At 70.7% G+C, this 24,328-nt stretch carries 18 protein-coding genes; 4 read left to right on the forward strand and 14 right to left on the reverse strand.

The window, feature by feature from the left end:
• Positions 1 to 22 precede the first annotated feature (22 nt).
• From ACFYW8_RS09045 to ACFYW8_RS09060, 4 genes are all read right to left on the reverse strand, one after another.
• Positions 23 to 709 carry a response regulator transcription factor gene (locus tag ACFYW8_RS09045; protein ID WP_365869049.1) on the reverse strand — a complete coding sequence of 229 codons (687 nt, stop codon included), beginning with the start codon at positions 707 to 709 and terminating at the stop codon, positions 23 to 25.
• Positions 706 to 1,857: a sensor histidine kinase gene (locus tag ACFYW8_RS09050; RefSeq protein WP_389069422.1), complete on the reverse strand. Its 1,152-nt coding sequence runs from the start codon at positions 1,855 to 1,857 to the stop codon at positions 706 to 708. The genes ACFYW8_RS09045 and ACFYW8_RS09050 overlap by 4 nt, the downstream gene beginning before the upstream one ends.
• Positions 1,854 to 2,381, reverse strand: coding sequence for a DUF1453 domain-containing protein (locus ACFYW8_RS09055; protein WP_365869051.1), 528 nt, complete (start codon positions 2,379 to 2,381; stop codon positions 1,854 to 1,856). The genes ACFYW8_RS09050 and ACFYW8_RS09055 overlap by 4 nt, the downstream gene beginning before the upstream one ends.
• 399 nt (positions 2,382 to 2,780) lie before the next feature.
• Positions 2,781 to 4,904: a type IIA DNA topoisomerase subunit B gene (locus ACFYW8_RS09060; RefSeq protein WP_389069426.1), complete on the reverse strand. Its 2,124-nt coding sequence runs from the start codon at positions 4,902 to 4,904 to the stop codon at positions 2,781 to 2,783.
• A 441-nt stretch (positions 4,905 to 5,345) separates the two neighbouring features.
• On the opposite strand from ACFYW8_RS09060, the gene ACFYW8_RS09065 reads away from it, so the two are divergent.
• Positions 5,346 to 5,576, forward strand: a complete 231-nt coding sequence (locus tag ACFYW8_RS09065; protein WP_103549626.1) for a hypothetical protein — start codon at positions 5,346 to 5,348, stop codon at positions 5,574 to 5,576.
• Between the two features lie 109 nt (positions 5,577 to 5,685).
• Here ACFYW8_RS09065 and ACFYW8_RS09070 read toward each other — a convergent pair whose 3' ends face one another.
• The 7 genes from ACFYW8_RS09070 to ACFYW8_RS09100 all read right to left on the reverse strand — a co-directional run bounded on the left by ACFYW8_RS09070 (position 5,686) and on the right by ACFYW8_RS09100 (position 16,677).
• Positions 5,686 to 6,504, reverse strand: coding sequence for a serine protease (locus ACFYW8_RS09070; protein WP_365869053.1), 819 nt, complete (start codon positions 6,502 to 6,504; stop codon positions 5,686 to 5,688).
• Between the two features lie 132 nt (positions 6,505 to 6,636).
• Positions 6,637 to 8,172, reverse strand: a complete 1,536-nt coding sequence (locus tag ACFYW8_RS09075) for an RNA polymerase sigma factor (protein WP_365869054.1) — start codon at positions 8,170 to 8,172, stop codon at positions 6,637 to 6,639.
• Between the two features lie 408 nt (positions 8,173 to 8,580).
• Complete coding sequence (locus ACFYW8_RS09080; RefSeq protein WP_355850262.1) at positions 8,581 to 9,468, reverse strand: FCD domain-containing protein; 888 nt, start codon at positions 9,466 to 9,468, stop codon at positions 8,581 to 8,583.
• A 162-nt stretch (positions 9,469 to 9,630) separates the two neighbouring features.
• Positions 9,631 to 11,391, reverse strand: coding sequence for an ATP-binding cassette domain-containing protein (locus tag ACFYW8_RS09085; RefSeq protein ID WP_389069433.1), 1,761 nt, complete (start codon positions 11,389 to 11,391; stop codon positions 9,631 to 9,633).
• A 124-nt stretch (positions 11,392 to 11,515) separates the two neighbouring features.
• Positions 11,516 to 12,274, reverse strand: coding sequence for an NUDIX hydrolase (locus ACFYW8_RS09090; RefSeq protein WP_365869057.1), 759 nt, complete (start codon positions 12,272 to 12,274; stop codon positions 11,516 to 11,518).
• A gap of 128 nt (positions 12,275 to 12,402) precedes the next feature.
• Positions 12,403 to 14,538, reverse strand: a complete 2,136-nt coding sequence (locus tag ACFYW8_RS09095) for a glycogen debranching N-terminal domain-containing protein (protein ID WP_389069436.1) — start codon at positions 14,536 to 14,538, stop codon at positions 12,403 to 12,405.
• A 366-nt stretch (positions 14,539 to 14,904) separates the two neighbouring features.
• A complete protein-coding gene (locus ACFYW8_RS09100; protein ID WP_389069438.1) occupies positions 14,905 to 16,677 on the reverse strand; it encodes a DUF4192 domain-containing protein in 1,773 nt (590 codons plus the stop codon).
• A gap of 132 nt (positions 16,678 to 16,809) precedes the next feature.
• Between ACFYW8_RS09100 and ACFYW8_RS09105 the strand changes: the two genes are divergently transcribed.
• A complete protein-coding gene (locus tag ACFYW8_RS09105) occupies positions 16,810 to 19,014 on the forward strand; it encodes a RecQ family ATP-dependent DNA helicase (RefSeq protein WP_389069441.1) in 2,205 nt (734 codons plus the stop codon).
• A gap of 223 nt (positions 19,015 to 19,237) precedes the next feature.
• Positions 19,238 to 19,870, forward strand: a complete 633-nt coding sequence (locus ACFYW8_RS09110; RefSeq protein ID WP_365869061.1) for a hypothetical protein — start codon at positions 19,238 to 19,240, stop codon at positions 19,868 to 19,870.
• 480 nt (positions 19,871 to 20,350) lie between these two features.
• Here the strand turns inward: ACFYW8_RS09110 and ACFYW8_RS09115 are convergent, their stop codons facing one another.
• The 3 genes from ACFYW8_RS09115 to ACFYW8_RS09125 form a co-directional block, all read right to left on the reverse strand.
• Positions 20,351 to 20,977 carry a hypothetical protein gene (locus ACFYW8_RS09115; protein ID WP_389069444.1) on the reverse strand — a complete coding sequence of 209 codons (627 nt, stop codon included), beginning with the start codon at positions 20,975 to 20,977 and terminating at the stop codon, positions 20,351 to 20,353.
• A 68-nt stretch (positions 20,978 to 21,045) separates the two neighbouring features.
• Positions 21,046 to 21,747, reverse strand: a complete 702-nt coding sequence (locus ACFYW8_RS09120; RefSeq protein WP_389069446.1) for a ribonuclease HII — start codon at positions 21,745 to 21,747, stop codon at positions 21,046 to 21,048.
• Positions 21,748 to 21,872: 125 nt separating this feature from the next.
• Entirely contained in the window at positions 21,873 to 22,496 is a 624-nt protein-coding gene (locus ACFYW8_RS09125; RefSeq protein WP_389069449.1) for a TetR/AcrR family transcriptional regulator, read from the reverse strand.
• 188 nt (positions 22,497 to 22,684) lie between these two features.
• Here ACFYW8_RS09125 and ACFYW8_RS09130 point away from each other — a divergent pair, with 188 nt between their 5' ends.
• The gene (locus ACFYW8_RS09130) at positions 22,685 to 24,232 is read left to right on the forward strand and encodes an MFS transporter (protein WP_365869065.1); all 1,548 of its coding nucleotides are present in this window, start codon (positions 22,685 to 22,687) and stop codon (positions 24,230 to 24,232) included.
• The last annotated feature ends 96 nt before the right edge of the window (positions 24,233 to 24,328 follow it).

Here is a 24,328-nt window from a genome sequence, read left to right on the forward strand (position 1 = left end):
CTCTTCACCCCATCAGGTGACTTCATCCCGCGGGCGGCCGTACGAGACCTTTCCCATAGGCGTAACGCACTGCTTGCGCACGGTCCTTGAGACCCGTCTTGGCGAAGAGATTGTTGATGTGGGTCTTCACGGTGGCCGTGGACACATGCAGTTTGCGGGCGATCTCATGGTTGCTGAGGCCCTCGGCGATCAGCAGGAGCACCTCGGTCTCGCGCGAGGTGAGCCCGTCCGGCGCCTCCGCGGGCGGGCGGGGCTCCGGTTCCGGATCCGACAGCCGCTCCAGCAGCCGTCGCTGGATGCTCGGCGAGAGCCCGGCGTCCCCGGAGAGCACGCTTTCCACGGCCCGCACGATCTCGTCGCCTCCCGCGTCCTTGGTCAGATAGCCACGGGCCCCGGCTCGGAGCGCGGGGAACAACGACTCGTCGTCCGCGTACGTCGTGAGCACGACGACCTGCGTCCCGGGGTACTCGGCACGGATGCGCCGGGTCGCTTCGACCCCGTCGCAGCGGGGCATGCGCAGATCCATCAGCACGACGTCCGGGGAGAGTTCGGCCACCAGCGCGACCGCTTCAGCTCCGTCACCGGCCGCTCCGACGACCTCGATCCCGGGCAGCAGTCCCAGCAGCATCACGATGCCTTCGCGCACGACCGTCTGATCGTCCGCGACCACGACCCGGGCCGGCTTTCCGCCCTCCACCTGCTCGGTCATACCGGCACCTTCAACGTCACCACGAACCCCTCCTCGCCCGGTCCGGCATCCAGCGAGCCGCCCAGCAGTTCGGCACGCTCCCGCATACCCAGCAGACCGTACCCGGCTCCCGAACCGCTGAGCTCGCCCGGTTTTCCACCCGAATCCCGTACGTCCAGCGTCACTTCGTGCTCGCCGTAGTCCAGCCGGATGTGAATCCTGGCACCCGGAGCATGCTTGCGTACGTTCGTCAGCGCCTCCTGCGCGACTCTGCGCACCGCCTGGGAGGCCTCCGCCGGCAACGGCTGACGGTCGCCCGTCACCGTGACATCGGCACCGTCGGCGGTGGTGACGAGTTCACCGAGGAACTCCTCCAGCGGAGACATCTCGCCCCGCAGCGCGGAGAGTGCCTGCCTCGTCTCCGCGAGCCCTTCGCGGGCCATTCCCCGTGCCGCCACGACCCGTTCGAGGATGGTCCCCCGGTCCGCTCCCCTCTCGATGAGCAGCCGCGCCGCCTCCAGATGCACAAGTTGCGCCGAGAGACTGTGGGCGAGCACGTCATGGATCTCCCGTGCTATCCGCGCGCGCTCCGCGAGCGCCGCCGACTCCGTTTCGGCCACGCGGGCCGCGCGCTCCTGAGCCAGCAGCCGCTGCGCACCCGCTCGTGCTTCCGCGTCGAGGCGCAGCACATACCCAGCGAGTGCGAGCCCCACGGTGGTGGCCGCGGTGGTCAGCCAGACGTCGTTGTTGACCGACGCGTACGCGCTCAGCGCCACCGCGGTGGCGGGCAACGCCGCCGCGAGGGGCAGCCGTTCGATGGCGCTGACGGCACACCCGCACCACAGGACGAGTGCCGGAACCCGAAAGCCCACACTCTGCCCCACGGCCGCGATCGCCAGCAGCAGAGCAAGCAGCACCAGGGAGGGCAGCAGGCGATGCTCCAGTGTGGTGCGCCAGAACCCCCAGGCGAGGAACCCGCACGCCACGATTCCCGCGATGCCTCCGGCGAGCGCCCAACCGTTCAGCTTCGTGTTCGTGAACGTCGTGGCGATGAGCATCGCGAGCAGGATGGCGCGCGTGAACCGGCTGAGCGCACGGCGGGCCTTGTGCACGCCCACTCGGGAGAGCGCCTCACGGGAGGGCCACCGCATCCAGTCGTTGTCCGTCACAGGCGCTCCTTCCACAGGACCCGGCCCACGCCGTCACCGTACGCCGGGCCCTGTCCGGTCGCCGCCGGCTGCAGGGACCCCGCCCGCCAGGTCACCAGCCCGGAACGGACCAGCAGGGTGGCCGCCAGTCCGAGCATCAAGGCAGAGGAGTTCTGGTGTACACCGAGCAGGGCACCGATACCGAAAAGACCCAGGCGCAGGCAGATGCCCGCGATCCAGATGGCCCCGCTGGCCTTGGTGCTCCTGCTCCACAGGGCGCCGTCCGGCTCCGTCCATATCCGGGTGGTCCACGCCCATCCGGCACCGATGGCCAGCGCCGTCACCAGCTCCGTGCCCAGCAGGAGGGACGCCTCGACCTGGTGGTGCGGGTCGATCACTCCGGGGTCACGCAGCGCCATGAAGGCGAGCACGGCGGGCACGACCCACCAGCGCCTGTCCGACCTGATCCGGCGCGCACTGAACTGGCGCGCGATCACCACGACGGCAACGGCGAAGATCACCACAGCATTGATGAGCCCGGACATGCACGGCCTCCGTGAACGAGGAGCGGGTGTCCGCAGCGAGTGCTGCCGACACCATCGACGCTACGGAAATCGCGCCCTGAGCAGATCGGCGCCCGGGTGGATCGTGGGTGGATCCCCCACACCTCCACCCCTCCACCCACGGGTGGAGCCCCTCCACACGCCGAGCGAACTGCCCCCGGCGGCTGAAGCGCGGGCGGGAGGGACTGCGCCCAAGCCGCGGCGCACCCGCAGCGGTCCCAATGCCGAAGGGGCCGTGCCGGCCCATCGCATGCCCGTCGCTCACGTCCGGATCGGGAGCGGTTCCCATGGGAAACTCACCTCAGATCCAGCGGCGACGGGCGGATGTACCGGCACGGCCCCGACCCACGACGAACCAGGCGTCCGAAGACGCCCGGACGGCTACGCGTCGATCCGCGACCGGTCCAACGTCGCGGCCGAGCTCGAAATGAACTCCTTGCGCGGAGCCACATCGTTCCCCATCAGCAGATCGAACACCTGCTCGGACGCCTCCAGGTCGGAGATGTTGATCCGGCGCAGCGTCCTGACGCGCGGATCCATCGTCGTCTCGGCCAGCTGATCGGCGTCCATCTCACCGAGACCCTTGTACCGCTGGATCGAGTCCTTGTAGCGCACACCCTTGCGCTGCAGTTCCAGCACCGTCTCCCGCAGCTCACGGTCCGAGTACGTGTAGACGTACTTGTCCTGCCCCTTCTTGGGCTGACTGAGCTCGATCCGGTGCAGCGGCGGCACCGCCGCGAACACGCGCCCCGCCTCGACCATCGGCCGCATGTAACGCTGGAACAGCGTCAGCAGCAGAATCCGGATGTGCGCGCCGTCGACATCGGCGTCGACGAGAAGAATGATCTTCCCGTAGCGCGCCGCGTCGATGTCGAAGGTGCGCCCGGAACCGGCCCCTATGACCTGGATGATCGCACCGCACTCGGCGTTCTTCAGCATGTCCGTCACGGACGCCTTCTGAACGTTGAGGATCTTGCCCCGGATCGGGAGCAGCGCCTGGAACTCGGAGTTCCGGGCCAGCTTCGCCGTACCCAGCGCGGAGTCGCCCTCGACGATGAACAGCTCACTGCGCTCGACGTCGTCACTGCGGCAGTCGGCGAGCTTGGCGGGCAGCGAGGAGGACTCCAGAGCCGTCTTCCGGCGCTGCGCGTCCTTGTGCTGACGGGCGGCGATCCTCGTACGAGCGGCGGCGACGGCCTTCTCCATGACGACACGGGCCTGCGCGGCCTCGTCCCGCTTCGGGGAGGTCAGGAACGCCTTGAGCTCCTTGGTCACCACGTTCGTCACGATGCGGCGGGCGGCCGAGGTTCCGAGGACCTCCTTCGTCTGCCCCTCGAACTGCGGCTCGGCGAGACGCACGGTGACGACGGCCGTGAGGCCCTCCAGCGCGTCGTCCTTGACGATGTCGTCCTCGGCGACCCGAAGCAACTTCTTGGTCCGCAGGACCTCGTTCATCGTCTTGGCGACGGCCTGCTCGAAGCCGGCGACATGGGTGCCGCCCTTGGGCGTGGCGATGATGTTCACGAACGACTTCAGAGTCGTGTCGTAAGCGGTGCCCCAGCGCATCGCGACATCGACGCCCAGTTCACGGGTGACTTCGGTCGGAGTCATCTGCCCGTGCTCGTCGAGGACGGGCACGGTCTCCTTGAAGGTCCCCTGGCCGGAGAAGCGGAGGACGTCACAGACCGGCTTGTCGGCGGCCAGATACTCGCAGAACTCGCTGATTCCGCCGTCGAAGCGGAACGACTCCTCGCCCTTGCTGCCGCCGTCGCCCAGTCCGTACTCGTCACGGACGACGATGGTCAGGCCGGGCACCAGGAAGGCGGTCTGCCGGGCACGCTGGTGGAGGTGCTCCAGGGAAAGCTTGGCGTCCTTGAGGAAGATCTGGCGGTCGGCCCAGTAGCGCACGCGCGTACCGGTGCGGGTCTTCGGGATCCGCTTGAGCTTGCGCAGCCCGCCCGTCGCGTCGAAGGCGGCGTCGGGGCCGTCGGCCCGGAAGGCGCCCGGGGTACCGCGGCGGAAGCTCACAGCATGGGTCTGGCCATTGCGGTCCACCTCGACGTCCAGCCGGGCGGAGAGCGCGTTCACGACGGAGGCGCCCACGCCGTGCAGACCGCCGGACGCCGCGTACGAGCCCCCACCGAACTTGCCGCCGGCGTGCAGTTTGGTCATGACGACCTCGACGCCGGAGAGGCCGGTCTTGGGCTCCACGTCGACGGGGATGCCACGGCCGTTGTCCCGCACCTCGACGGAGGCGTCGTCGTGCAGGATGACGTCGATGTGGTCGCAGTAGCCCCCGAGGGCCTCGTCCACGGAGTTGTCGATGATCTCCCAGAGGCAGTGCATCAGGCCGCGGCTGTCGGTCGACCCGATGTACATGCCCGGGCGCTTCCGCACGGCCTCGAGCCCCTCAAGGACGAGCAGGTGCCGCGCGGTGTAGTTGGAACCGTCCCGGTCTGCTCCGGTCAGCAGCGCTGTGGACGGCACGGACGTCTCGGCGGTCACGCGGTTCGCTCCTCGCTGAATTTCATGGGAGACCCTTTTGGGTAAGGGCCCGGCTTCGGTCGCCGCTCAGAGGGTACCGAGGCCTGGTAGAGCCGTTGTAACACCACCCTCGCATGAACTCACACTAGTCCAGGGTCGTATGGGTGTTCGATCCCTCGATGGAGTGAAGTACATATCACGTTCCCTTCGAGGCATGAACCATTTAGGCTCCGGGCACGTCCTCATGAACAACCGGCAATCCAGCCGGGAGGACCGACCCCCGACAGACAGCGCGAACCCGTACAGACACGAAGACACGCAATACGGCTCATTCGCCGCCAACCGGCAGCAGACAGCCGCCTCGAAAGAAAATTTCGAGGAAAAGCCGCGAGCGGGAACGTTTTCGGCCTGGTTGGATGTTGACCCTGGTACGACAGCTCGTCGAGCTAGAGAAGAGGCGACGTGACTACTGTTCTGACCCCCGCGAGCCCGCTGACGGCCGCTGACCGCTGCGACCGTTGCGGCGCCCAGGCATATCTGCGCGTCGTCCTCCTGAGCGGCGGAGAACTGCTCTTCTGCGCCCACCACGGTCGCAAGTTCGAGCCGGAACTCAAGAAGATCGCCGCTGAGATACAGGACGAGACGGAGCGGCTCACGTCCGTTCCCGAGAGCGTCAACGACGAAGATCGCTGACCCTTCGCATCAACGACGAGCGGGTGCCGGCGACAGGCCGGTGAGTGGGCGGTCGCCCCCTGGACACAGGGAGTGGCCGCCCGCACTCGTACCGCAGCGGCAAGAGTTCTCAGCGGCCCGCGTCGAGCGCTCGGACCACTTCCGAGACCCGCGTGTAGACACCCGGGCTCCCTGCGCGCCCACAGCCGCTTCCCCACGACACCAGGCCGATGAGGCGTCCCCGGGCGACCAGCGGCCCGCCGCTGTCCCCCTGACAGGCGTCACGGCCGCCCGCCGGCTCCCCGGCGCACACCATGGACGCCGCCTCGTACGTCCCGGCCTCGCTGCCGGGATAGGCCCGCTCGCACGAGGCGTCGGACAGCACGTGCACATCCGCGGCCCGCAGGCTGTCGGCGTAGTCGCCGCCGCCCGTCAGATCACCCCAGCCGTAGACGACGGCGGCGTTCCCCGGCCCGTACGCCGGGTCGCCGGAGGAAGCCATACGGATCACGGAGGCGGCCGGCAGTGGCTCCGCGAGCGTCAGCACACCGAAGTCCCCGGCGTTCGTATCACTGTCGTAGTGCGGGTTGACCCAGATGTCGCGTACGGGAATCTCCTTGCCGTCGCTGGACATCAGATCCCCGCGCCCCGCGATGACCTTCAGATCGCGCGCCTGGCGCGGCGGCGCCCCCAGCACGTCGTCGCCCAGGCAGTGGGCCGCGGTCAGGACCGTGGTCGGACCGATGACCACTCCTCCGCAGAACTGCCCCGCGCGCGTTCCCCCGAACCGGTCACGACTGGACAGTGCGACCGTCCACGGACTCTCGGAGATCTGGACGGGACGACTTCCGATGACAACGCTGTCGGAGGCCGCGAGGGCAGGGGAGGTCAGCGGTATCACCGCTGCGGCGGCCGCAAGGGCCAGCGTCGGGACGTAGGGACGGCGCATGCGCGCTCCTCACACTGGGACGGTCGTGGAACACCCAGAGTGATCCAGCGAACGAAGGCACGCACTCCGCGCATACGTCGAGGGCCCGACCCCCCATGGGGAGTCGGGCCCTCGTCGACGTGCGGCCGAGGCCTAGTCGAGGTAGTCGCGCAGCACCTGGGACCGCGACGGGTGACGCAGCTTCGACATCGTCTTGGACTCGATCTGGCGGATCCGCTCGCGGGTCACGCCGTACACCTTGCCGATCTCGTCGAGGGTCTTCGGCTGACCGTCGGTGAGACCGAAGCGCATCGAGACGACGCCCGCCTCGCGCTCGGACAGGGTGTCGAGAACCGAGTGCAGCTGCTCCTGGAGGAGCGTGAAGCTGACCGCGTCGGCCGGGACGACGGCCTCGGAGTCCTCGATGAGGTCACCGAACTCGCTGTCGCCGTCCTCGCCCAGCGGGGTGTGCAGCGAGATGGGCTCACGACCGTACTTCTGGACCTCGATGACCTTTTCAGGGGTCATGTCGAGCTCCTTGGCCAGCTCCTCCGGGGTGGGCTCACGGCCCAGGTCCTGGAGCATCTGGCGCTGCACGCGCGCGAGCTTGTTGATGACCTCGACCATGTGCACCGGGATACGGATGGTGCGGGCCTGGTCGGCCATGGCGCGGGTGATCGCCTGTCGGATCCACCAGGTGGCGTACGTCGAGAACTTGTAGCCCTTGGTGTAGTCGAACTTCTCGACCGCGCGGATCAGACCGAGGTTGCCCTCCTGGATGAGGTCCAGGAAGAGCATGCCGCGACCGGTGTAGCGCTTGGCCAGGGAGACCACCAGACGGAGGTTGGCCTCCAGGAGGTGGTTCTTGGCGCGGCGGCCGTCCTCGGCGATGATCTCCAGCTCGCGCTTGAGCTTGGGAGCGAGCTTGTCGGCGTTGGCCAGCTTGTCCTCGGCGAACAGGCCGGCCTCGATGCGCTTGGCGAGCTCGACCTCCTGCTCGGCGTTGAGCAGCGGGACCTTGCCGATCTGCTTGAGGTAGTCCTTGACCGGGTCGGCGGTGGCACCGGCGGCGGCGACCTGCTGCGCGGGCGCGTCGTCCTCGTCCTCGTCGGACAGGACGAAGCCCTGGGCACCGTCTTCGGTGGGCTCCTCGGCGCCGGGCTTGCCCGGGGTCTCCTCGACCGCCTCGTCGTCGACGAGCTCGGCGTCGTCCTTCTTGGCGCTCGTCTTCTTGGCCGCCGTCTTCTTGGCGACCGTCTTCTTGGCGACGGCCTTCTTCGCCGTCGTCTTCTTGGCTACAGAGGCCTTGCCTGCGGACGCGTCCTCGGCCGAATCGTCGGCGAGGGCAGCCGGAGCCGCGGTGGCAGTGGCCTTCTTGGCAGTCACCGTCTTGGCCGCCACCGTCTTGGTGGCGGTGCGCTTGGCCGGACTCTTCGCTGCGACGCTCTTTCGGGTGCGCTTGGGCTCCGCGGCACTGACCATCAGCGTCACACCCTCTTCCTCGAGGATCTGGTTGAGGCTGCGCAGTACGTTCTTCCACTGAGTGGCCGGAATCTGGTCAGCTTCGAAGGCCCGACGCACGTCATCGCCGGCGATCTGCCCCTCAGCCTTTCCCCGCTCGATGAGCGCCATGACAGAGACGGACTCGGCGATCTCCGGCGGGAGCGTACGGGATGTGCTGGCCGACACGAACAACCTCTCGGAACGTTGGAAAACGGCTTCCGGCCCTGTCCATTGTGGACAGGAACCGACGACCGCCGACTGGGGATGGGCCGACGGCGCGGGCGGGGGCCGGGAAGATTCACAGCGCCACACGCGGCGTCTGTATTCCCTCCTCGGCTATCACCTCTTAGGTCATCGCGCTGCCCCGAAGAGCGTTACGCCCAATCTGCGTGGCCCGAGTCACACCCCGTAAGCGCTCAAAAGATGGCAGACCCTGTCAGACCAGGTCAGGTCATGATCCGCCGCCCGGTCGCGCCGTCGGGACCCCATCGAATCCACGAAGGATTCGATGGGGTCCCGACGAGCGATGGTTCGCCGGTCTGGCGACGCCACGGACGCGCACGCACTCCGGACCGCGTCACCCTCGGTGCGCGATCAGTGCTCGCGCGGCGCGGGCACGACACGCTCCACCTCGGGGTGGACGGCGAGGAGCTGCCGCATGGCCGTCTCGGCCGCCGCGCCGTCGGCGGCCGCGAGGGCGTCGGCGATGCGGGCGTGGTGTCCGAGCGAGGCGTCGTTCGGCCGGTCACAGCCGGTGATCGGACCTCCGGAGACCTGGAGAGCTGCCGACACGATCCCGGAGAGGTGCTCCAGCATCCGGTTGCCCGCGAGCTGGATGAGCAGCGAATGGAACTCGGCGTCGGCCCGCGAGAAGGTGAGGGAGTCACCCTGCGACATGGCGTGGCCCATGATCTCGACCATGTCGCCGAGCCGCTGCTGGATCTCCTCGCGTCCGTGTCCGGCCGCGAGGCGCGCGGCGAGCGGCTCGATGGTCCAGCGGAGCTCACTCAGCTCGCGCCGCTGGTCGTCCCGCTGCGGTCCGAAGGCCCGCCATTCGATGATGTCCGGGTCGAGAAGGTTCCAGTCACTGACGGGACGCACGCGCGTGCCGACATTCGGGCGGGCGCTGACCAGCCCCTTGGCCTCCAGGACGCGGAGCGACTCACGGACGACGGTCCGGGAGACCTCGAACCGCTGGCCGATCTCCTCGGGCACGAGCGGACGGTCCGCGCCGAGGTCTCCGGAGACGATCATCTGGCCCAACTGCTGGACGAGTTGGCCGTGCAGTCCGCGTCCGCGGCTGCCGGCGGCGCGTCGGCCGACGCGGCCGAGCTCCGGCTCGGCACTCTCCCACACAGGGGGGCCCACGCGGTCGACACCGGAAGCGTCGGTATAGGGGTAACGGTCGAGTTCGCCCGGTCCGGCGAGGCCGGAGTCTGAGGAACGGGCGGCGGTCATCATGGTCTGCGCAAGGGTACTCACGGGTCTTTTGTCGGCGCCGACTCCAACTCCCTTGAGGTCTTTGGTGAAAAGCACACGAAAGGGTGATCGCTCACCCCGTCGCAATTGACGCCTTATCGGAAAGAAATGAGCGTTCTTCGGGGAGTTGTGCGCACAGGGGGAACGGAAGGGTGCGGACGGTCGTCATCGGACCCGGCTCCGCAGGGTCGTGAGCAGATATGCGCAGAGCAGAGCGGTCAGCGACAACATCAGCGCTCCGCCCACAGGTTGGGCGAGTACCCGCACACCGGCCGCCAGGTAGCGCTCCCCACCGAACGGCCACTGCATGAGAACCAGTTCCCGAAGCCGCTCCGGGAACCCGGCCGCCGACCGCACAGACGGCCCCTGCGAGACCTTTTGTACGAGCGGTACGACGACGACAGGCACGGCGAGCACCGCCGCGAGCCCGGCGGCGGTGGACCGGAAGATGCCGGCCGCCAGCACGCCCGCCCACGCGCAGCCCACCACGAGTCCGAGCCAACTAGCGCTCAGCGAAAGCCAGTCCGACGGAACTCCGGTGAGCTCCCGCCCGTAGACGAGGTAGAGCATTTCGAGGTCGCATCCCACCGTGAGGAACGCCAGCATCAGCGCGGTGGCCGAGGCGACGAGGAGCTTGGCGGTCAGCAGGCCCAGCCGACGCGGGACGGTGCCGCGGTCCGTGGCCAGGGCGGGGTGCCGGAACTCCTCACCGAAGGCGACGGCGCCCAGCAGCCCCGCGCCGAGCGCGGCGGGCGGCAGCGGAAGTTCCCGCGGCCATGCGGCCAGCAGCCGCGGCTGGGGCGTGTGGCCGATTCTGGCCAGGAGGACGGACAGGAGGACCGAGGTGACGAGAACGGCGGCCGCGGTGAAGTAGCCGGTGCCGACACCGGCGGCTCTGCGCAGTTCGTAGCGCAGGGGGCGCAGCGGGGTCCGGGCCTGGCGAACGGCGATGGGCGGCGGGAGGGCGGGAAGGCCGTCCGCGGCCGGCCCCCCGGAGGGACACGGCTCGTCGGCCGGCTGCTCGCCCACCTCCGCGGACGGAGTCGCGGCCGGCCCCATGTCACCGGTCTCGTCGGCGAGTTGGTGTACGAGAATGCCGTGCCGGAAGGCTGTTTCGCCGACGTCGGCGCAGGTGCTGCCGTACACCGAGAGCCGGTTGCCCTCCTCTCGCACGACTTCGACGGAACGCTGCGCCGTGCGGGCCTCCTTGGCCAGGAGGGAGCCCAGCCGGGCGGCGTGCGGACTGCGGACGGCGACCCGGGGCCGGAGCCGGGTACGGGCGAACTCCGCGGCCTCCTGGTCGGCGACGAGGCGGCCCCGGTCCAGCGTGACGACCCGGTCGGCGGTTCGCGCGGCCTCCTTGGGGTCGTCCGTGGTGAACAGCACCGTGCCGCCCTGCGTGGCGTGCGCGCGCAGTACCCCGTGCAGCCAGCGGCCCTCCCTGACGGACAGTCCGTCCGCGGGAGCGTCGAGCACGAGGGTGTGCGGGTCGGGCAGAAGCACGCAGGCCAGTCCGAGCCGCCGGTCCATGCCGCGGGAGAGTGTGCCCAGGCGCTCGTCGCGGAGGCCGACGAGCCCGACCACTTCGAGGACCTCGTCCGCGCGGCGCACGGGTACACCCGCGGCGGCGCACAGCATGCGGAGCTGGCCGCGAACCGTGCGTGCGGGATGTCCCGGCACCTCGCCCATGAGCACGCCGACTTCACGCGAGGGACGGGCGATCCGGTGCAGCGGCCTGCCTCGGAAGTAGGTGATTCCACGGCCCTGTTGGAGTTCGAGCATGAGCTTCAGCGCCGTCGTCTTGCCCGCGCCCGGGGCTCCGAGGAGCGCTGTGACGTGGCCCGCGGGCGCCTCGAAGGACACGTCGTCAACGGCGGGCGGACGCGCCTTGCGGGTATTGCTGGTCAGTCCGATGGCCTGGATCACTCAAAGCAAGATAGCGCGACATTTCCGATTTTTCGGGCACCATGCGGCTCGTCTCCGACGGGCCTCGTGGCTCTGGCGAGCAGGCCGGGGCTGTGGGGCCCAGAACCCCGGCCTGCCGCCCTCCTCAGACCTCGGGGCGCAGCATCGGCGGGTTGAGCAGCGTGGCGCCGCCCGCGCGGAACAGCTGGGCGGGGCGGCCGCCCTGGCGTGTGGTCGTGCCTCCGGTGGGCACCAGGAAGCCCGGCGTGCCGGTCACCTTGCGGTGGAAGTTGCGCGGGTCGAGCACCACACCCCACACGGCCTCGTAGACACGGCGCAACTCGCCCACCGTGAACTCGGTCGGGCAGAAGGCGGTCGCCAGCGACGAATACTCGATCTTGGACCGGGCACGCTCCACACCGTCCGAGAGGATCTGCGCGTGGTCGAAGGCCAGGGGCGCCGCCTGTTCCCCGTCGCGCCCGTACCCGCCCTGCTGCAGCAGTTCCTCGACCGGTGCCCAGCGTGCGCTGTTCGCGTCCCCGCCCGCCCGGGGCGCGGGCAGGTCGGGGGCGAGGGCGAGATGCGCGACGCTGACGACTCGCATCCGGGGGTCGCGCTTGGGGTCGCCGTAGGTCGCGAGCTGTTCGAGGTGCGCACCGTTGTCCTGCGCGGGCACGGCGGGGTCGTGGGCGCACAGGCCCGTCTCCTCGGCGAGCTCGCGCGCCGCGGCCTGGGCGAGATCCTCGTCCGTCCGCACGAAGCCGCCGGGCAGCGCCCATCGCCCCTGGAACGGCTGCTCGCCCCGCCGTACCGCCAACGCGCACAGGGCATGGCGGCGCACGGTCAGCACGACCAGGTCCACGGTCACGGCGAAGGGCGGAAAGGCTGACGGGTCGTAGGGCATGCCGCGATCATAGTCGTCTGCCTGACGATAAACACCTCCTTCGGGAGCCCTGTCCATGGTTGATCGACTTCCGTCCGGTACGGCACCCCGCCACCGAGGGTGCTGCGTCCGAGACGCTTCCCGCGTCGTCACATTGCCGGCCGCAGGCCCTCGCCGGCCTCCTCGATCACGGCGAGACCGAGTCTGCTGACGCGGACGGAGAAGGGGGCGCCCGAGATCCGCAGGCCTGTCAGCGCGATCTCTCCCAGGGGCGCACCCCGGAACGGGCGCAGCGTCACGGTTCCCGCGGGCACATCGGGGCGGATCCCCGCCAGTGAGGTGAGCAGCGACACCCCGGCGGCCGCGGAGGTGGCCGCAGGCCGGGAGGCGGCCGGATGCGGAAGCGGGGCGCTCCCGCGCGTGCGCTGCTCCCCCGCGTACATCTCGGGCAGCCGGTTGCCGAAGGAGTCGGCCGCTGCCAGAAAGCCGCGCAGCAGTGCCCCCGCCTCCTTCTCGCAGTCCGCGGAGGCGAGACCGGTGACAGCGACGGCCGTCTCCTGGACGCGCACGGCCCCGCTGCGATGGCCGAACGGGTTGTACGCCGCCTCCTTCGCGCCGAGGCTGCGCAGACCCCAGCCCGAGTCCATGGCCGGACCGCCGAACAGTCGCGCGAGCTGTTCGGTCCGCGCCTTGTCGAGCAGCCCGGGGGCCAGTCCTCCGGAGCCCAGCAGACCGGTGTCGAGGAGATGGGCGGCGCTCGAACCGAGCTGGGGCACGAGGCGCCCGGCCGGAGTGCGCGCTCCGGCCGGTCTGCCACCGGCCGGGTCCTCGACCCAGAAGTCGTCGCGGAACGCCGTACGCAGCGCCCTGGCCCACTGACGCAGCGCCGTGCCGCCCGTCCGGCCGTGCGCGTCGAGCAGATCGGCGCCGAGCAGCGCAGCACGGTGCGCGTGCGCCTGCGTCTCGCAGCGGAAGGGTCCGGCCGGCTGCGGATCGGGTAGATAGGTGCTGTCGCCGACGGCCGTCCGCAGCCAGTCCAGACACCGTTCGGCCACGGGCAGCAGTTCCTCGACCTCCCGCTCGGCCAGTCCCCAGCGCCATGCCTCCGCGAGAAGCACGGGGAAGAGCAGTGTCGCCTCGGTCGCCGTGCATCCCGGCGGCAGGTGTGGCCCGCTGTCCCGGAGCGGTCCCGGAATCAGTCCGCAGCGCGGTCCCGGACCGGCGAGTTGGGTGCGGGCGAGGGTGCGCAGCGTGCCCGCGGCGAGACGCGTACCGAGCGGCAAGGTCATCCGGGCCGCGGCCAGCGCCTCGGCCGGCGCCAGCCCGCAGCGCCAGGGCGCTCCCGCCGCGAGGTGCGGGTCGGCCGGATGCCGGGGATCGCGCAGCAGCAGGGCCCGAAGGTCGTCGACGCAGGTACGCAGGAGCGCTTCGGCCCCTGGCTCGTCGCTCAGTACCCGGGGCTCGGCGAACGGGCTCGCCGAGCCCCGGCCCACCGCTCTGATCGGCCCCCGGCCGTCGGGCCGGACGCGCAGTTCCAAGGTGACGGCGCCGCCCGGTGGCAGTTCGATGTCCCAGCGCAGCATTCCCGCCGAAGCCAGGGCGTCGGTGGGCGGCGGGTCTGCGGTGACCGTCACGTACCCCCTGGGGCAGGACCAGCGCAGGCCCGTGGCGTGAACGCTGGCCGGCAGTTCCGGCCCGGCCCGGCCCGAGGCGACGTCGCCCAGTTCCGCGAGATCCGTCCCGAGGGCGGCCTCGACGGGCAGGCGCAATGCCCGCGGGGCCGAACTGCGCAACGTGATCAACTCGGTGCCGTCCGCATGGCGCGTTCTTTCGACGACCACGTCCGGGTCCGGGCCGGCGTCGGGGGAAGCGCGCAACGTACCCACGAAGCGGGCCCGGTCTGCCGCGAGCATCCGGGCCTGGATCACTACTGGTTCCCGGCCCGCGACCCGGACCTGGCAGCGGGACAGTATCCGCCGACCCGCCATGTAGAAGCCCTCCAACCCCCGGCCGGTCAGCTGTCCCTCCTCCGTGGAGATCACCAGTCCTGGAAGAGCGACGCAGATCAGGGTGGTGTGGGCGGGCGGCAGGTCCGCCGGCCGGCCCGGCACCGGAAGGGACGTCCTGGGAACGCTGGGGCCGCGCCCTCCCACGGTGGAGGGCGCACCGGCCTCGCGGCCCGCTCGCGGGACCGCCGGGGCGCCCCCACGCCCGAGGGGCTGGGCGGACTCCCGCCCGGACGGACGGATGCCGTCCGGGGCCGAGGACGGATGGGGCAAGGGCATGGGGTGGCTTCCTCCGCGCTCGGTGCGCCTGGAGCTCTCTCGGCTCCTGGTGGGGGCTCCGCAGGGTCGCGGGCGTTGCGGGCGACGCAATCCGGCCACGGATTCCGCCACTCAGGGGAACGGGGCAGTCCTGTCCGGGGTCACGCCTGGCCCCGGGAAGCCGACCGAATGGCGGTGGGGCGGCCGACCTGTCCCACGAGCACCCGCCGAGCGGAGACGGACCGCGCAGAAGGTGCCGTGGCCGCTGGGAGGACCCGCCTGTCGGCGCCGGAAAGACGAGGACGCCGCTCGCCCTCGGGGCGTCGGGAATCCCGTCAGGCCTCGGTCGGGTGGGCCGACCGGTCTTCGCCACGGACCCGTAGCCGATCACCTGTCCTCCCCCGCACCTCGCCGACCGCTCTCACCTCGCACGCGCAGTCGGCCGGCCGCCCTGTCAGCCGCGCGCAGCGGGCGGTCGCCGCCCGGCGAGGGGTCGTCGGCTGAGCCACGCCCTGGGCCACGTCCTTGGGAACTCTCGGTCCGGTGGCCGCGTCGGCCCGGTCGGCCTCCGCCGTTCGCGGCCGGACGGGGCCTGCGGCGGCGCCGGGTGGCAGCCGTCGAGGGTGTGGTGTCCCCCTGGGCGGAGCGCGCGGGGGCGGCCGCGCGAACCGGCGCGGCGGGATCGGCCGGCCGTTCCGCTTCGGCCGAGCCGAGGCCCGTACGCTCCGCGCGCAGGCAGCGCCGGACGGATTCCGGATCCAGGCCCTCATTGCACGCCTGATGGAGAAGGCGGGCGAACAGATAGTCGGGATCGGCGCCGAGGGCCATGGCGAGGGCTTCTCGCGCCTCCAGTTCGTCGCCCATGGACCAGGCGACCCACCCCGCGAGGGTGAGGGGTGCCGCGGCGTGCTCGCGATAGGGACCGACACAGCGACGGGCCAGGGCACGCCACAGGCGCAGCGCCGGGGCTGCCTCGTCGCCCTCCATCCACTGGGCGGCACGGTCACGGGTCGTGCGGTCCTGGAGACCGAGGATCAATGTGGCGGCCTCGTCGTTCTCCAGGAGTCCGTCGTCGCGCAGGTCCGACGGACGCGTGCCGGACACGGGGGAAGCGACTGCGAGGCGGTCCCTGATCCGCCGGGCCAGCGCGAGGGTCTCCTCGGCCACCTGCGCACGGCTGTCGTCCTCCAGGATCCTCGGTACGAGGGCCATGCTGGCCGTGTCGAGCGCCACCTCCTGGCCCAGCGCGGCGGTGGACTCCCAGGGAAGGAGCCTGGCGGTCAGGTCCTTCAGGGATCCGCGCACCTGAAGGCCCGCGTACGTCGCGGCGGCGGCGAGGACGGACGTCCCCGGGAGCCCCATCGCCGTGCCTTCGGCCGGACAGCAGCCCTGTCCCGGGCAGGTGTACGACCAGAAACGGCCGTCGGAGATGCAGAGAGCCTCGATCACCGGAACGTCAAGGCGTCCACAGGCCGTCCGCAGCAGTTGCGCGAGTGGCCGCAGGCGTTCCATCACCTCCCGCCCCGATTCACCGCTGCCCGGCTCCTGACAGAGGTACGCGACCATGCTCTCGGGACGGTCGCCTCGGCGCTCGCTCCCCTTCACCAGCCCTTGTGCCAGCTGGTCGGAGACGGACGGCCAGTCCTCCGCGTGGGCGGGGATGCCGAGGCGGGCCCGGCCGCCGAACCTGCCGCGCCGCTCCCGGTCGTGCAGGGCGACCAGGACGATGCTGTCGTCGGGGCGGTACCCGAGGAGATAGGGCAGTGCGTCGGCCAGCTCTGCCGGGGTACGGAGAGTCACCTGATGCTCCCCGCCCGGGAGGCTCGCGACGCCGGCATGGCGGCCTTCGCCGGCCCGGCCCGCGCCGTGCCCATGGTGCAGCGCGCCGGGAACGGCCGTACCGCCAGGGAGCTCCGGGTCGGCCTGCCGCCCCGATCGGTCCCGGCCCTCGCGTCCGGGCCTGCCGCCCGGGCCGGCCCATCCCGCGCCCGGTCCGCCGCTCCGGCCGTCCCGTTCGTCGGCGCGGGCGCCAGGCCCGCTCCGGTGGCTGTGATCGCCTTCGCCGCCGGATCGATCGCGCCCCGGGTTCCGGTCGCGTCCACCGACCGCGCTGATGTTCTCGTCGCCGGACGTGCCGGTCGCTTCGTCGTGATTCGTCATGCGGCGACCATCTCGCGGAGCGCAAGATTCCGGTTTGACCTGTGGATAACCGTCACCATGATCACGACAGAAGTTGTCCACAGCTCGACGGTTCGTTCGCGCTATGCCGGACCCATCGGGTTGCATGGAGCCATGACCAACGAAGACCCGCGCCCCACAGCCACCGACAACGCACACGACGCAGCACGCGGAGACCTCCGGGCCGCGGCCGATGCCGTCCTGGCCCGTCTGGTCGGCGCCCGGGCGGGCGAGGCGCGGCTGCGTGAGGACCAGTGGCGCGCCATCGAGGCGCTCGTGGCCGACAAGCGCAGAGCGCTGGTCGTGCAGCGCACCGGCTGGGGCAAGTCCGCGGTGTACTTCGTCGCCACCGCACTGCTGCGCGAGCTGGGTGCCGGGCCCACGGTGATCGTCTCACCCCTGCTCGCGCTGATGCGCAACCAGGTGGAGGCGGCGGCCCGAGCCGGGATCCGCGCGCGGACGATCAACTCCTCCAACACGGAGGAGTGGGAGACCATCCAGGCCGAGGTGGCGGCGGGCGAGGTCGATGTCCTCCTGGTGAGTCCGGAGAGGCTGAACAACCCCGACTTCCGCGACCAGGTGCTGCCGAAACTGGCCGCGGCCACCGGCCTCCTGGTCGTGGACGAGGCGCACTGCATCTCCGACTGGGGCCACGATTTCCGGCCGGACTACCGCCGCCTGCGCACGATGCTCGCCGATCTTCCGCCCGCCACTCCGGTGCTGGCCACCACCGCGACGGCCAACGCGCGCGTGACGGCCGATGTCGCCGAGCAACTGGGCACCGGAGTGAGCACCGACGCGCTGGTCCTCCGCGGCCCGCTGGACCGCGAGAGCCTGAGCCTCGGGGTGCTGCGGCTGCCGGACGCCGCGCACCGGATGGCCTGGCTCGCGGAGCATCTGAACGACCTGCCGGGCTCCGGCATCATCTACACGCTCACCGTGGCCGCGGCCGAGGAGGTCACCGCGTTCCTGCGCCAGAGCGGGTACACCGTGGCCTCGTACACCGGGAAGACGGAGAACGCGGACCGCCAGCAGGCCGAGGAGGATCTGCTCGCCAATCGCGTCAAGGCGCTCATCGCCACGTCGGCGCTGGGCATGGGCTTCGACAAGCCGGACCTGGGCTTCGTGGTGCACCTGGGCTCCCCTTCCTCCCCGATCGCCTATTACCAGCAGGTGGGACGTGCGGGGCGCGGTGTGGAGCACGCGGAGGTGCTGCTCCTGCCGGGCAAGGAGGACCAGGCGATCTGGGAGTACTTCGCCTCCATCGCCTTCCCCCCGGAGGAACAGGTGCGACGCACCCTGGACGTGCTGGCCCGGGCCGAGCGCCCGCTCTCCCTGCCGGCGCTGGAACCGCTGGTGGAGCTGCGCAGGTCGCGCCTGGAGACCATGCTGAAGGTGCTCGACGTCGATGGAGCCGTGCACCGGGTCAAGGGCGGCTGGATCTCAACCGGCTCGCCCTGGACGTACGACACGGAGCGCTACGCCTGGGTCGCCAAGCAGCGGGCGGCGGAGCAGCAGGCGATGCGGGACTACGTCTCGACGGCCGGCTGCCGTATGGAGTTCCTCCGCCGGCAGCTGGACGACGAGGGGGCCTTGCCGTGCGGGCGTTGCGACAACTGCGCCGGTGGCCGGTTCCGGACGGCCGTGTCCGTCACCGCGCTGGAGGCGGCGAACGGCGAGCTCGGCCGCGCGGGCGTCGACGTCGAGCCCCGCAAGATGTGGCCGACCGGGCTGTCAGCGGTCGGAGTCGAGCTGAAGGGACGTATCCCGGCCGGCGAACAGGCCGCCCCGGGGCGTGCCCTGGGACGACTCTCGGACATCGGCTGGGGCAACAGGCTGCGGCCGATGCTCGCCCCGCAGGCCCCGGACGGGCCCGTTCCGGAAGATGTCGCCAAGGCCGTGGTCGGCGTCCTGGCCGACTGGGCGAAGGGCTCCGGCGGCTGGGCCTCCGGGCATCCCGACGCGCAGCCGCGCCCGGTCGGCGTGGTGACCATCGCCTCGCGCTCGCGGCCGCAGCTGATCCAGTCGCTCGGTGCGCGGATCGCGGAAATCGGCCGACTGCCGCTGCTGGGATCCGTGGAGTACGTCGGCGAGGCGGCGCAGATCTCCCGGAGCAACAGCGCTCAGCGGCTGAAGGCGCTGGACGGGGCACTGACCGTGCCGCCGCGGCTGGCCGAGGCCTTGAAGGAAGCGGCTGGTCCGGTGCTGCTCGTGGACGACGCCACGGAGACGGGCTGGACGCTGGCGGTGGCGTCGCGGATGCTTCGCAGAGCGGGTGCCCAGGCAGTGTTGCCGCTGGTCCTCGCCGTACAGGCGTGATGCGCGTGTCGCCATTCGAAACACCGGGCAGGTATATAAGACACTAATCGCCTGAAAGCGGTCTGTGGCCCCAATTGCTCGTTGCCGCATCCCAGTTCGACAGGAAGAATTGAGGTCCGCTCCCCGCACGGTTCGCCCGTGGTCCGGTAGGGCTCTGCTGCGGCGTGCCATCCCCCAAGTCCGACCCCGCCCACCGTATGGGCAAGTAGCCGAAGGGAGGACCGTGACCTTCGGATTCGCTCCGTCCTCGGCGGCATCCATGTCGACGTCTCCCGACCTGTCCGCCGCTTCCGCCAATCCACTGACCCGCATGCTGGAACCCGCCGAATGGGCCTCGGCAGGAATTCCGCTTCTGCGCGATCCCCGCGAGGTCGTGAGCGGCCTCCACGCTCGACACCGGCCAAGACCGTCGACCGCGGTCGTCGCGGTGCTCGACCAGGACGAGCGCCTTATGGCGAGCGCCTCCTTCACACGGCGTTCGGCGCCGGCCGACGGCTGGATGTTCCGCAACGCGCTGCTCGCGCAGCTGCGCAGGGTCATCCCGCACGACCTGCGGCGCCGCACTCCCGCGCGCACGGCCGTACTGCTCTACTGCCGGGACGGCGACGCGCGCTGGACGGAGGAGGACGGGGCCTGGATGTGGGGGCTGCGGGATGCCTGCACGCTCCACGGACTGCGGTGCGGGGCGTACATCACCCTGACGCGTGATGGCTGGCAGGTCCTCGGCGAGGGCCGCGGCGGACGCCGTCCCAACTCCGACTCACCGCCGGAGTTCTTCGCGGGCGAGGTTCTGCCGCCCCTGCCGCGCACGGGAGGCGTGGCGTCGGAGGTCATGCGCCGGGCAGCCGCTCGCTGAGAGGCGAGCGAGTCGCGAGGCATCGGCCCGCCCCGGGGGAGGCGGGCCGCACACGTCCGGCCGGGCCCGCTCCAGGGCTGTACCGGTCATGCGCGGGAACGCGAACGGCCGCGCGGCTCAGGCGCGAGGAACGCACAGGCTCTCAGCACGGGACGGCGCCCACCCCCGGCAAGGGGTCGCGCCAGACCGCTACACGGATGCCAGGCGATGTGCGCACGCCACACCGGGCGGCGGACACGGAAAGCGGACACGGATCGAGGTCTACCTCCGCCCGTGGCGCCCGCCGGGAACGGGGAATTCAACAGGCTGCGCACGGGCGCGCGACACGGCACATCGCCTCACACGAACGAGTGACGGGCAGAGCGCCTGCGGAGAGGTGTACGCGTTGCGGGTACGCCGAATCGACCGCCGTGCAGGTGCCGCCGTGGCGGCACCCTCAGCGTCCCGCCGGGCGCGTTCCGGACCGAATCCGGAACGCGCTCAGGCGCCTGCGGCCAGGACCGAGTTGATCTGCTGCGGGTCGCCGCAGACGATCAGCAGGGCCCCGGCCCGGCCGAGGGCCAGGGGCAGGGCGGTGGCGGCAGCCTCGCCGGAACCGCTGTTGACCGCGACCACGACCACGGGACGGGAAGCGGCCCGGCGCACGGCAGCGGCGTCGGCGTAGAAGACGTCGTCGCCGGCGTCGTGCTGCGCCCAGTACGCGGCCTCGCCGAAGGAGAGTTCGTGCGCGGCCCACGGGTGCGGATCGCCGGTGGTGACCACCAGCACCTCACCGGGAGCGCGGCCCGATTCCAGCAGCAGGTCGACGGCTTCTTCGGCGGCGTCCAGCGCACCCTCGGCCGAGGCCGGGACGAGCTGGATCTGTGGGGTGGCGGCAGCGGGTGCGGCCGCCTTGACGGACGGCCCCGGCGTGGCCACGACCGGCTCGCGCGGGGTGCGTTGGGCCGGCATCGGCCGGACAGGACCCGGACGGCCGGGACGCGGCGGAGCCACGGGACGGGGACCGGGTACGGGGCGAGGGGTCGGCGCGGTACGGCCACTGGCCGGAGTGACGCGGGGACCCTGGGCACTCTCGTGAATCTGAGGCTCCTCGGGAATGAGAGGCATGAGCTGATATCTATCAAACGCCGGTGCGACTCGCCTCGGCGGGTGGCACATGAGTGTGAACGGAATCGTCAGAAATCGAAGCCGAGCTGGCCCTCGATCTCCGGAACGTTTCCGTCCGCCCAGCTGCGGGCTTTCTTGAGGTGCCGCCATTTGGGCAGCGCATCAAGATACGCCCACGACAACCGGTGGTACGGGGTGGGTCCCCGCTCCTCCAGCGCGGCTTTGTGGACCGGCGACGGGTACCCGGCGTTGGCCGCAAAGCCGAAGTCTGCATGTTCGATGCCCAGTTCGGCCATCATTTTGTCGCGCTGAACCTTGGCTATCACCGAGGCCGCCGCGACGGCGACACAGGACTGGTCACCCTTGATCACCGTACGGACCCGCCAGGGAGCGCCGAGGTAGTCGTGCTTCCCGTCGAGAATGACCGCGTCGGGGCGGACCGGCAAGACCTCCAGGGCGCGTACGGCCGCGAGGCGCAGGGCGGCCGTCATTCCCAGCTGGTCGATCTCCTCCGGGGAGGCGTGCCCGAGGGCGTACGCCGTCACCCATTTCTCCAACTCCACGGCGAGCGCGGTCCGGCGCTTGACGGTCAGGAGCTTGGAGTCGGTGAGACCTTCGGGCGGGCGGCGCAGTCCGGTGACGGCGGCGCAGACGGTGACGGGGCCGGCCCAGGCACCGCGCCCCACCTCGTCGACTCCGGCGATGACCTTCGCTCCGGTCGTGGCGCGGAGGGAGCGCTCGACGGTGTGAGTGGGGGGTTCGTACGGCATGGCAAGCCAAGACTACGCCGCCCGGAACCCCTCGCGACACCCAGGTTCCCCGAGCCGCCGGGAAGCCGGCCCCGGAGCCGGTCGGCCCACCCGCACAGCCGGGTCGGGCGACCCGCGCGCACCGGTCAGCCGACCCGCACACCCAGCAGCGGGACCATCATCTGGTCGATCATCTCCTGGAGATCCGTATCGCTCCATTCACTCGCGCACACCTTGGAGCGGTACATCATCATCGCCGGGACGGCGTCGAAGACATAAGAGTTCACGGCGTCCGGGCGCACCTCTCCCCGCTCAATACCGCGATGGACGACCTCACGGAGCAGGCGCAGGGTGGGTTCGACGACCCCGCCGACGATCACCTGACTGAAACGCTCAGCCTGTGTCACATCGCATTCGTGAAGCACTGCGCGAAGCGCGATTCCCGGCGGCGAGAACATCGCCTCGCGCACACGTCGGCACACCTCCAGCAGATCCTCCCGGACGCCGCCGAGGTCGGGAGCCTCCGTCAGGTCCGGCAGTCCGGCCTGGAGCGCGTCCGCGACCAGGTCCTCCCTGGACGGCCAGCGACGGTAGACCGCGGCCTTGCCGGTCCGGGCGCGCGCGGCCACGCCCTCCATGGTGAGGCCGTTCCAGCCGACCGCGCCGAGCTGTTCCAGCGCGGCTTCCAGGATCGCGCGCTCGAGCACGGCACCGCGCCGGCGCGATGAGGGCGCCTGAGCGGGGGCGGCCGTCCAACGCGAAGTAACCATCAGAGTGTCTCCGTCGTACAGGGGAGCGGAATTCGGGGAGTTCGGTCTTCCGTGAGGAGGGCGGGCGATCGGATCGACACCGTCGGGCAGCGGCTTCAGTGAACGCTTGCGTTCACTGACGGGGACTCACTACCGTTGACGCGACAGTGAACGCTGGCGTTCACTAATGCACTTGTGGGGGAAGCATAGTGACAACCTCTCAGTTGATTCAGGACACCCAGCCAGGTGCGGCCCGCCGGGAAGGGCATCCCGGCATCGCGCTCACCGTCATCGCGGCCTGCCAACTCATGGTGGTCCTCGACGCGACGATTGTGAACATCGCGCTCCCGCACATTCAAGACGCCCTCGCCTTCAGTACGACCGAGCTGACATGGGTGGTCAGTTCGTACACCCTCACCTTCGGCGGCCTGCTGCTTCTCGGCGCACGGGCCGGCGACATCCTCGGCCGGCGCCGGGTCTTCATGACCGGCATTCTGCTGTTCACCTTCGCCTCACTGCTCGGCGGACTCGCCCAGGAACCCTGGCAGTTGCTGGCGGCCCGCGCTCTGCAGGGAGTCGGTGGCGCGATCGCTTCGCCGACGGCGCTGGCCCTGATCACGACCACGTTCCCCGAAGGTCCGGAGCGGAACCGGGCGTTCGCCGTCTTCGCGACGGTATCGGCCGGTGGTGGCGCCATCGGCCTGCTCGCCGGAGGCATGCTCACGGAATGGCTCGACTGGCGGTGGGTCCTTTTCGTCAACGTGCCCATCGGCATCCTGATCGCTGTCCTCGCACCGATGTACATCAACGAGTCCCGGCGCCACCCCGGACGTTTCGACATCGCGGGCGCGCTCACCTCGACGGCCGGCATGGCGTCCTTGGTGTACGGCTTCATCCGCGCCGCGGAGGACGGCTGGCGCGACAGTCTCACGATCGGGTCGTTCGGCGCGGCCGTGGCCCTGCTGCTGGCCTTCGGGATCATCGAGACGCGGGCGAGGGAGCCCATCACCCCGCTGAGGATGTTCGCCGACCGCAATCGCTCGGGCACGTATGTGATCATGCTGAGCCTCGCCGCCGCGATGTTCGGCATGTTCTTCTACATCGTGCTCTTCGTACAGAACGTGCTGGGGTACAGCCCGATCTCGGCCGGTGTGGCCTTCCTTCCGGTGACGGTCGCGATCGCGGTCGGCGCGGGTCTTTCACAGCGGTTCCTGCCGGTGCTCGGCCCCAAGCCGTTCATGGTCACCGGCTCTGCGCTCGTCGCACTCGGGCTCGGCTGGCTGACCTTCATCAGCCCCGACGACTCGTACGCGAGCGGGGTCCTCGGCCCGATGCTGCTGTTCGGCTTCGGCATGGGCCTGAACTTCGTGACGCTCACCGTGACCGCGGTTTCCGGTGTCGCGCAGCAAGAGGCGGGCGCGGCCTCGGGTCTGCTCAATGTCACACAGCAGGTGGGCGGTTCGCTCGGTCTGTCCATCCTCACCACGGTCTTCGGTTCGGCCGGCCGCGACGAGGCGAAGCAGCAGATGCCGAAGTTCCTGGCGGACGGCTCGGCCGGGCAGAAGGCGGAGTTCGCCAAGACCCACCAGCTACCCGCCCCCTGGGGCCATGAAGTGCTCGCCCATGGCATCTCGACCGCCTTCGTGCCGGCGGCGGCGATGGCCCTGCTGGCCCTGATCACCGCGACACTGGTGATCAGGGTCCGCAAGAGCGACCTGGACGCTCTCGCCGGCACGGCGGGACCCGCGGCGGGCTGAGGACGGACCCGCGGACGGCCGGACGGTCGCCGTACTCGGACAGACCGCGGCGACCACGGTCCGACCGTCCGCGACACGCAGCCGGGGCGGGGCCGG

This window comes from Streptomyces sp. NPDC002742 (assembly GCF_042888885.1).
GTDB lineage: Bacteria > Actinomycetota > Actinomycetes > Streptomycetales > Streptomycetaceae > Streptomyces.

Coding starts and splice junctions, on each gene's coding strand:
- ACFYW8_RS09045 (WP_365869049.1), bottom strand. CDS start 709: ATGACCGAGCAGGTGGAGGGCGGAAAGCCGGCCCGGGTCGTGGTCGCG.
- ACFYW8_RS09055 (WP_365869051.1), bottom strand. CDS start 2,381: ATGTCCGGGCTCATCAATGCTGTGGTGATCTTCGCCGTTGCCGTCGTG.
- ACFYW8_RS09070 (WP_365869053.1), bottom strand. CDS start 6,504: ATGCGCCGTCCCTACGTCCCGACGCTGGCCCTTGCGGCCGCCGCAGCG.
- ACFYW8_RS09090 (WP_365869057.1), bottom strand. CDS start 12,274: ATGCCCTACGACCCGTCAGCCTTTCCGCCCTTCGCCGTGACCGTGGAC.
- ACFYW8_RS09095 (WP_389069436.1), bottom strand. CDS start 14,538: ATGCCCTTGCCCCATCCGTCCTCGGCCCCGGACGGCATCCGTCCGTCC.
- ACFYW8_RS09100 (WP_389069438.1), bottom strand. CDS start 16,677: ATGACGAATCACGACGAAGCGACCGGCACGTCCGGCGACGAGAACATC.
- ACFYW8_RS09105 (WP_389069441.1), top strand. CDS start 16,810: ATGACCAACGAAGACCCGCGCCCCACAGCCACCGACAACGCACACGAC.
- ACFYW8_RS09115 (WP_389069444.1), bottom strand. CDS start 20,977: ATGCCTCTCATTCCCGAGGAGCCTCAGATTCACGAGAGTGCCCAGGGT.
- ACFYW8_RS09120 (WP_389069446.1), bottom strand. CDS start 21,747: ATGCCGTACGAACCCCCCACTCACACCGTCGAGCGCTCCCTCCGCGCC.
- ACFYW8_RS09125 (WP_389069449.1), bottom strand. CDS start 22,496: ATGGTTACTTCGCGTTGGACGGCCGCCCCCGCTCAGGCGCCCTCATCG.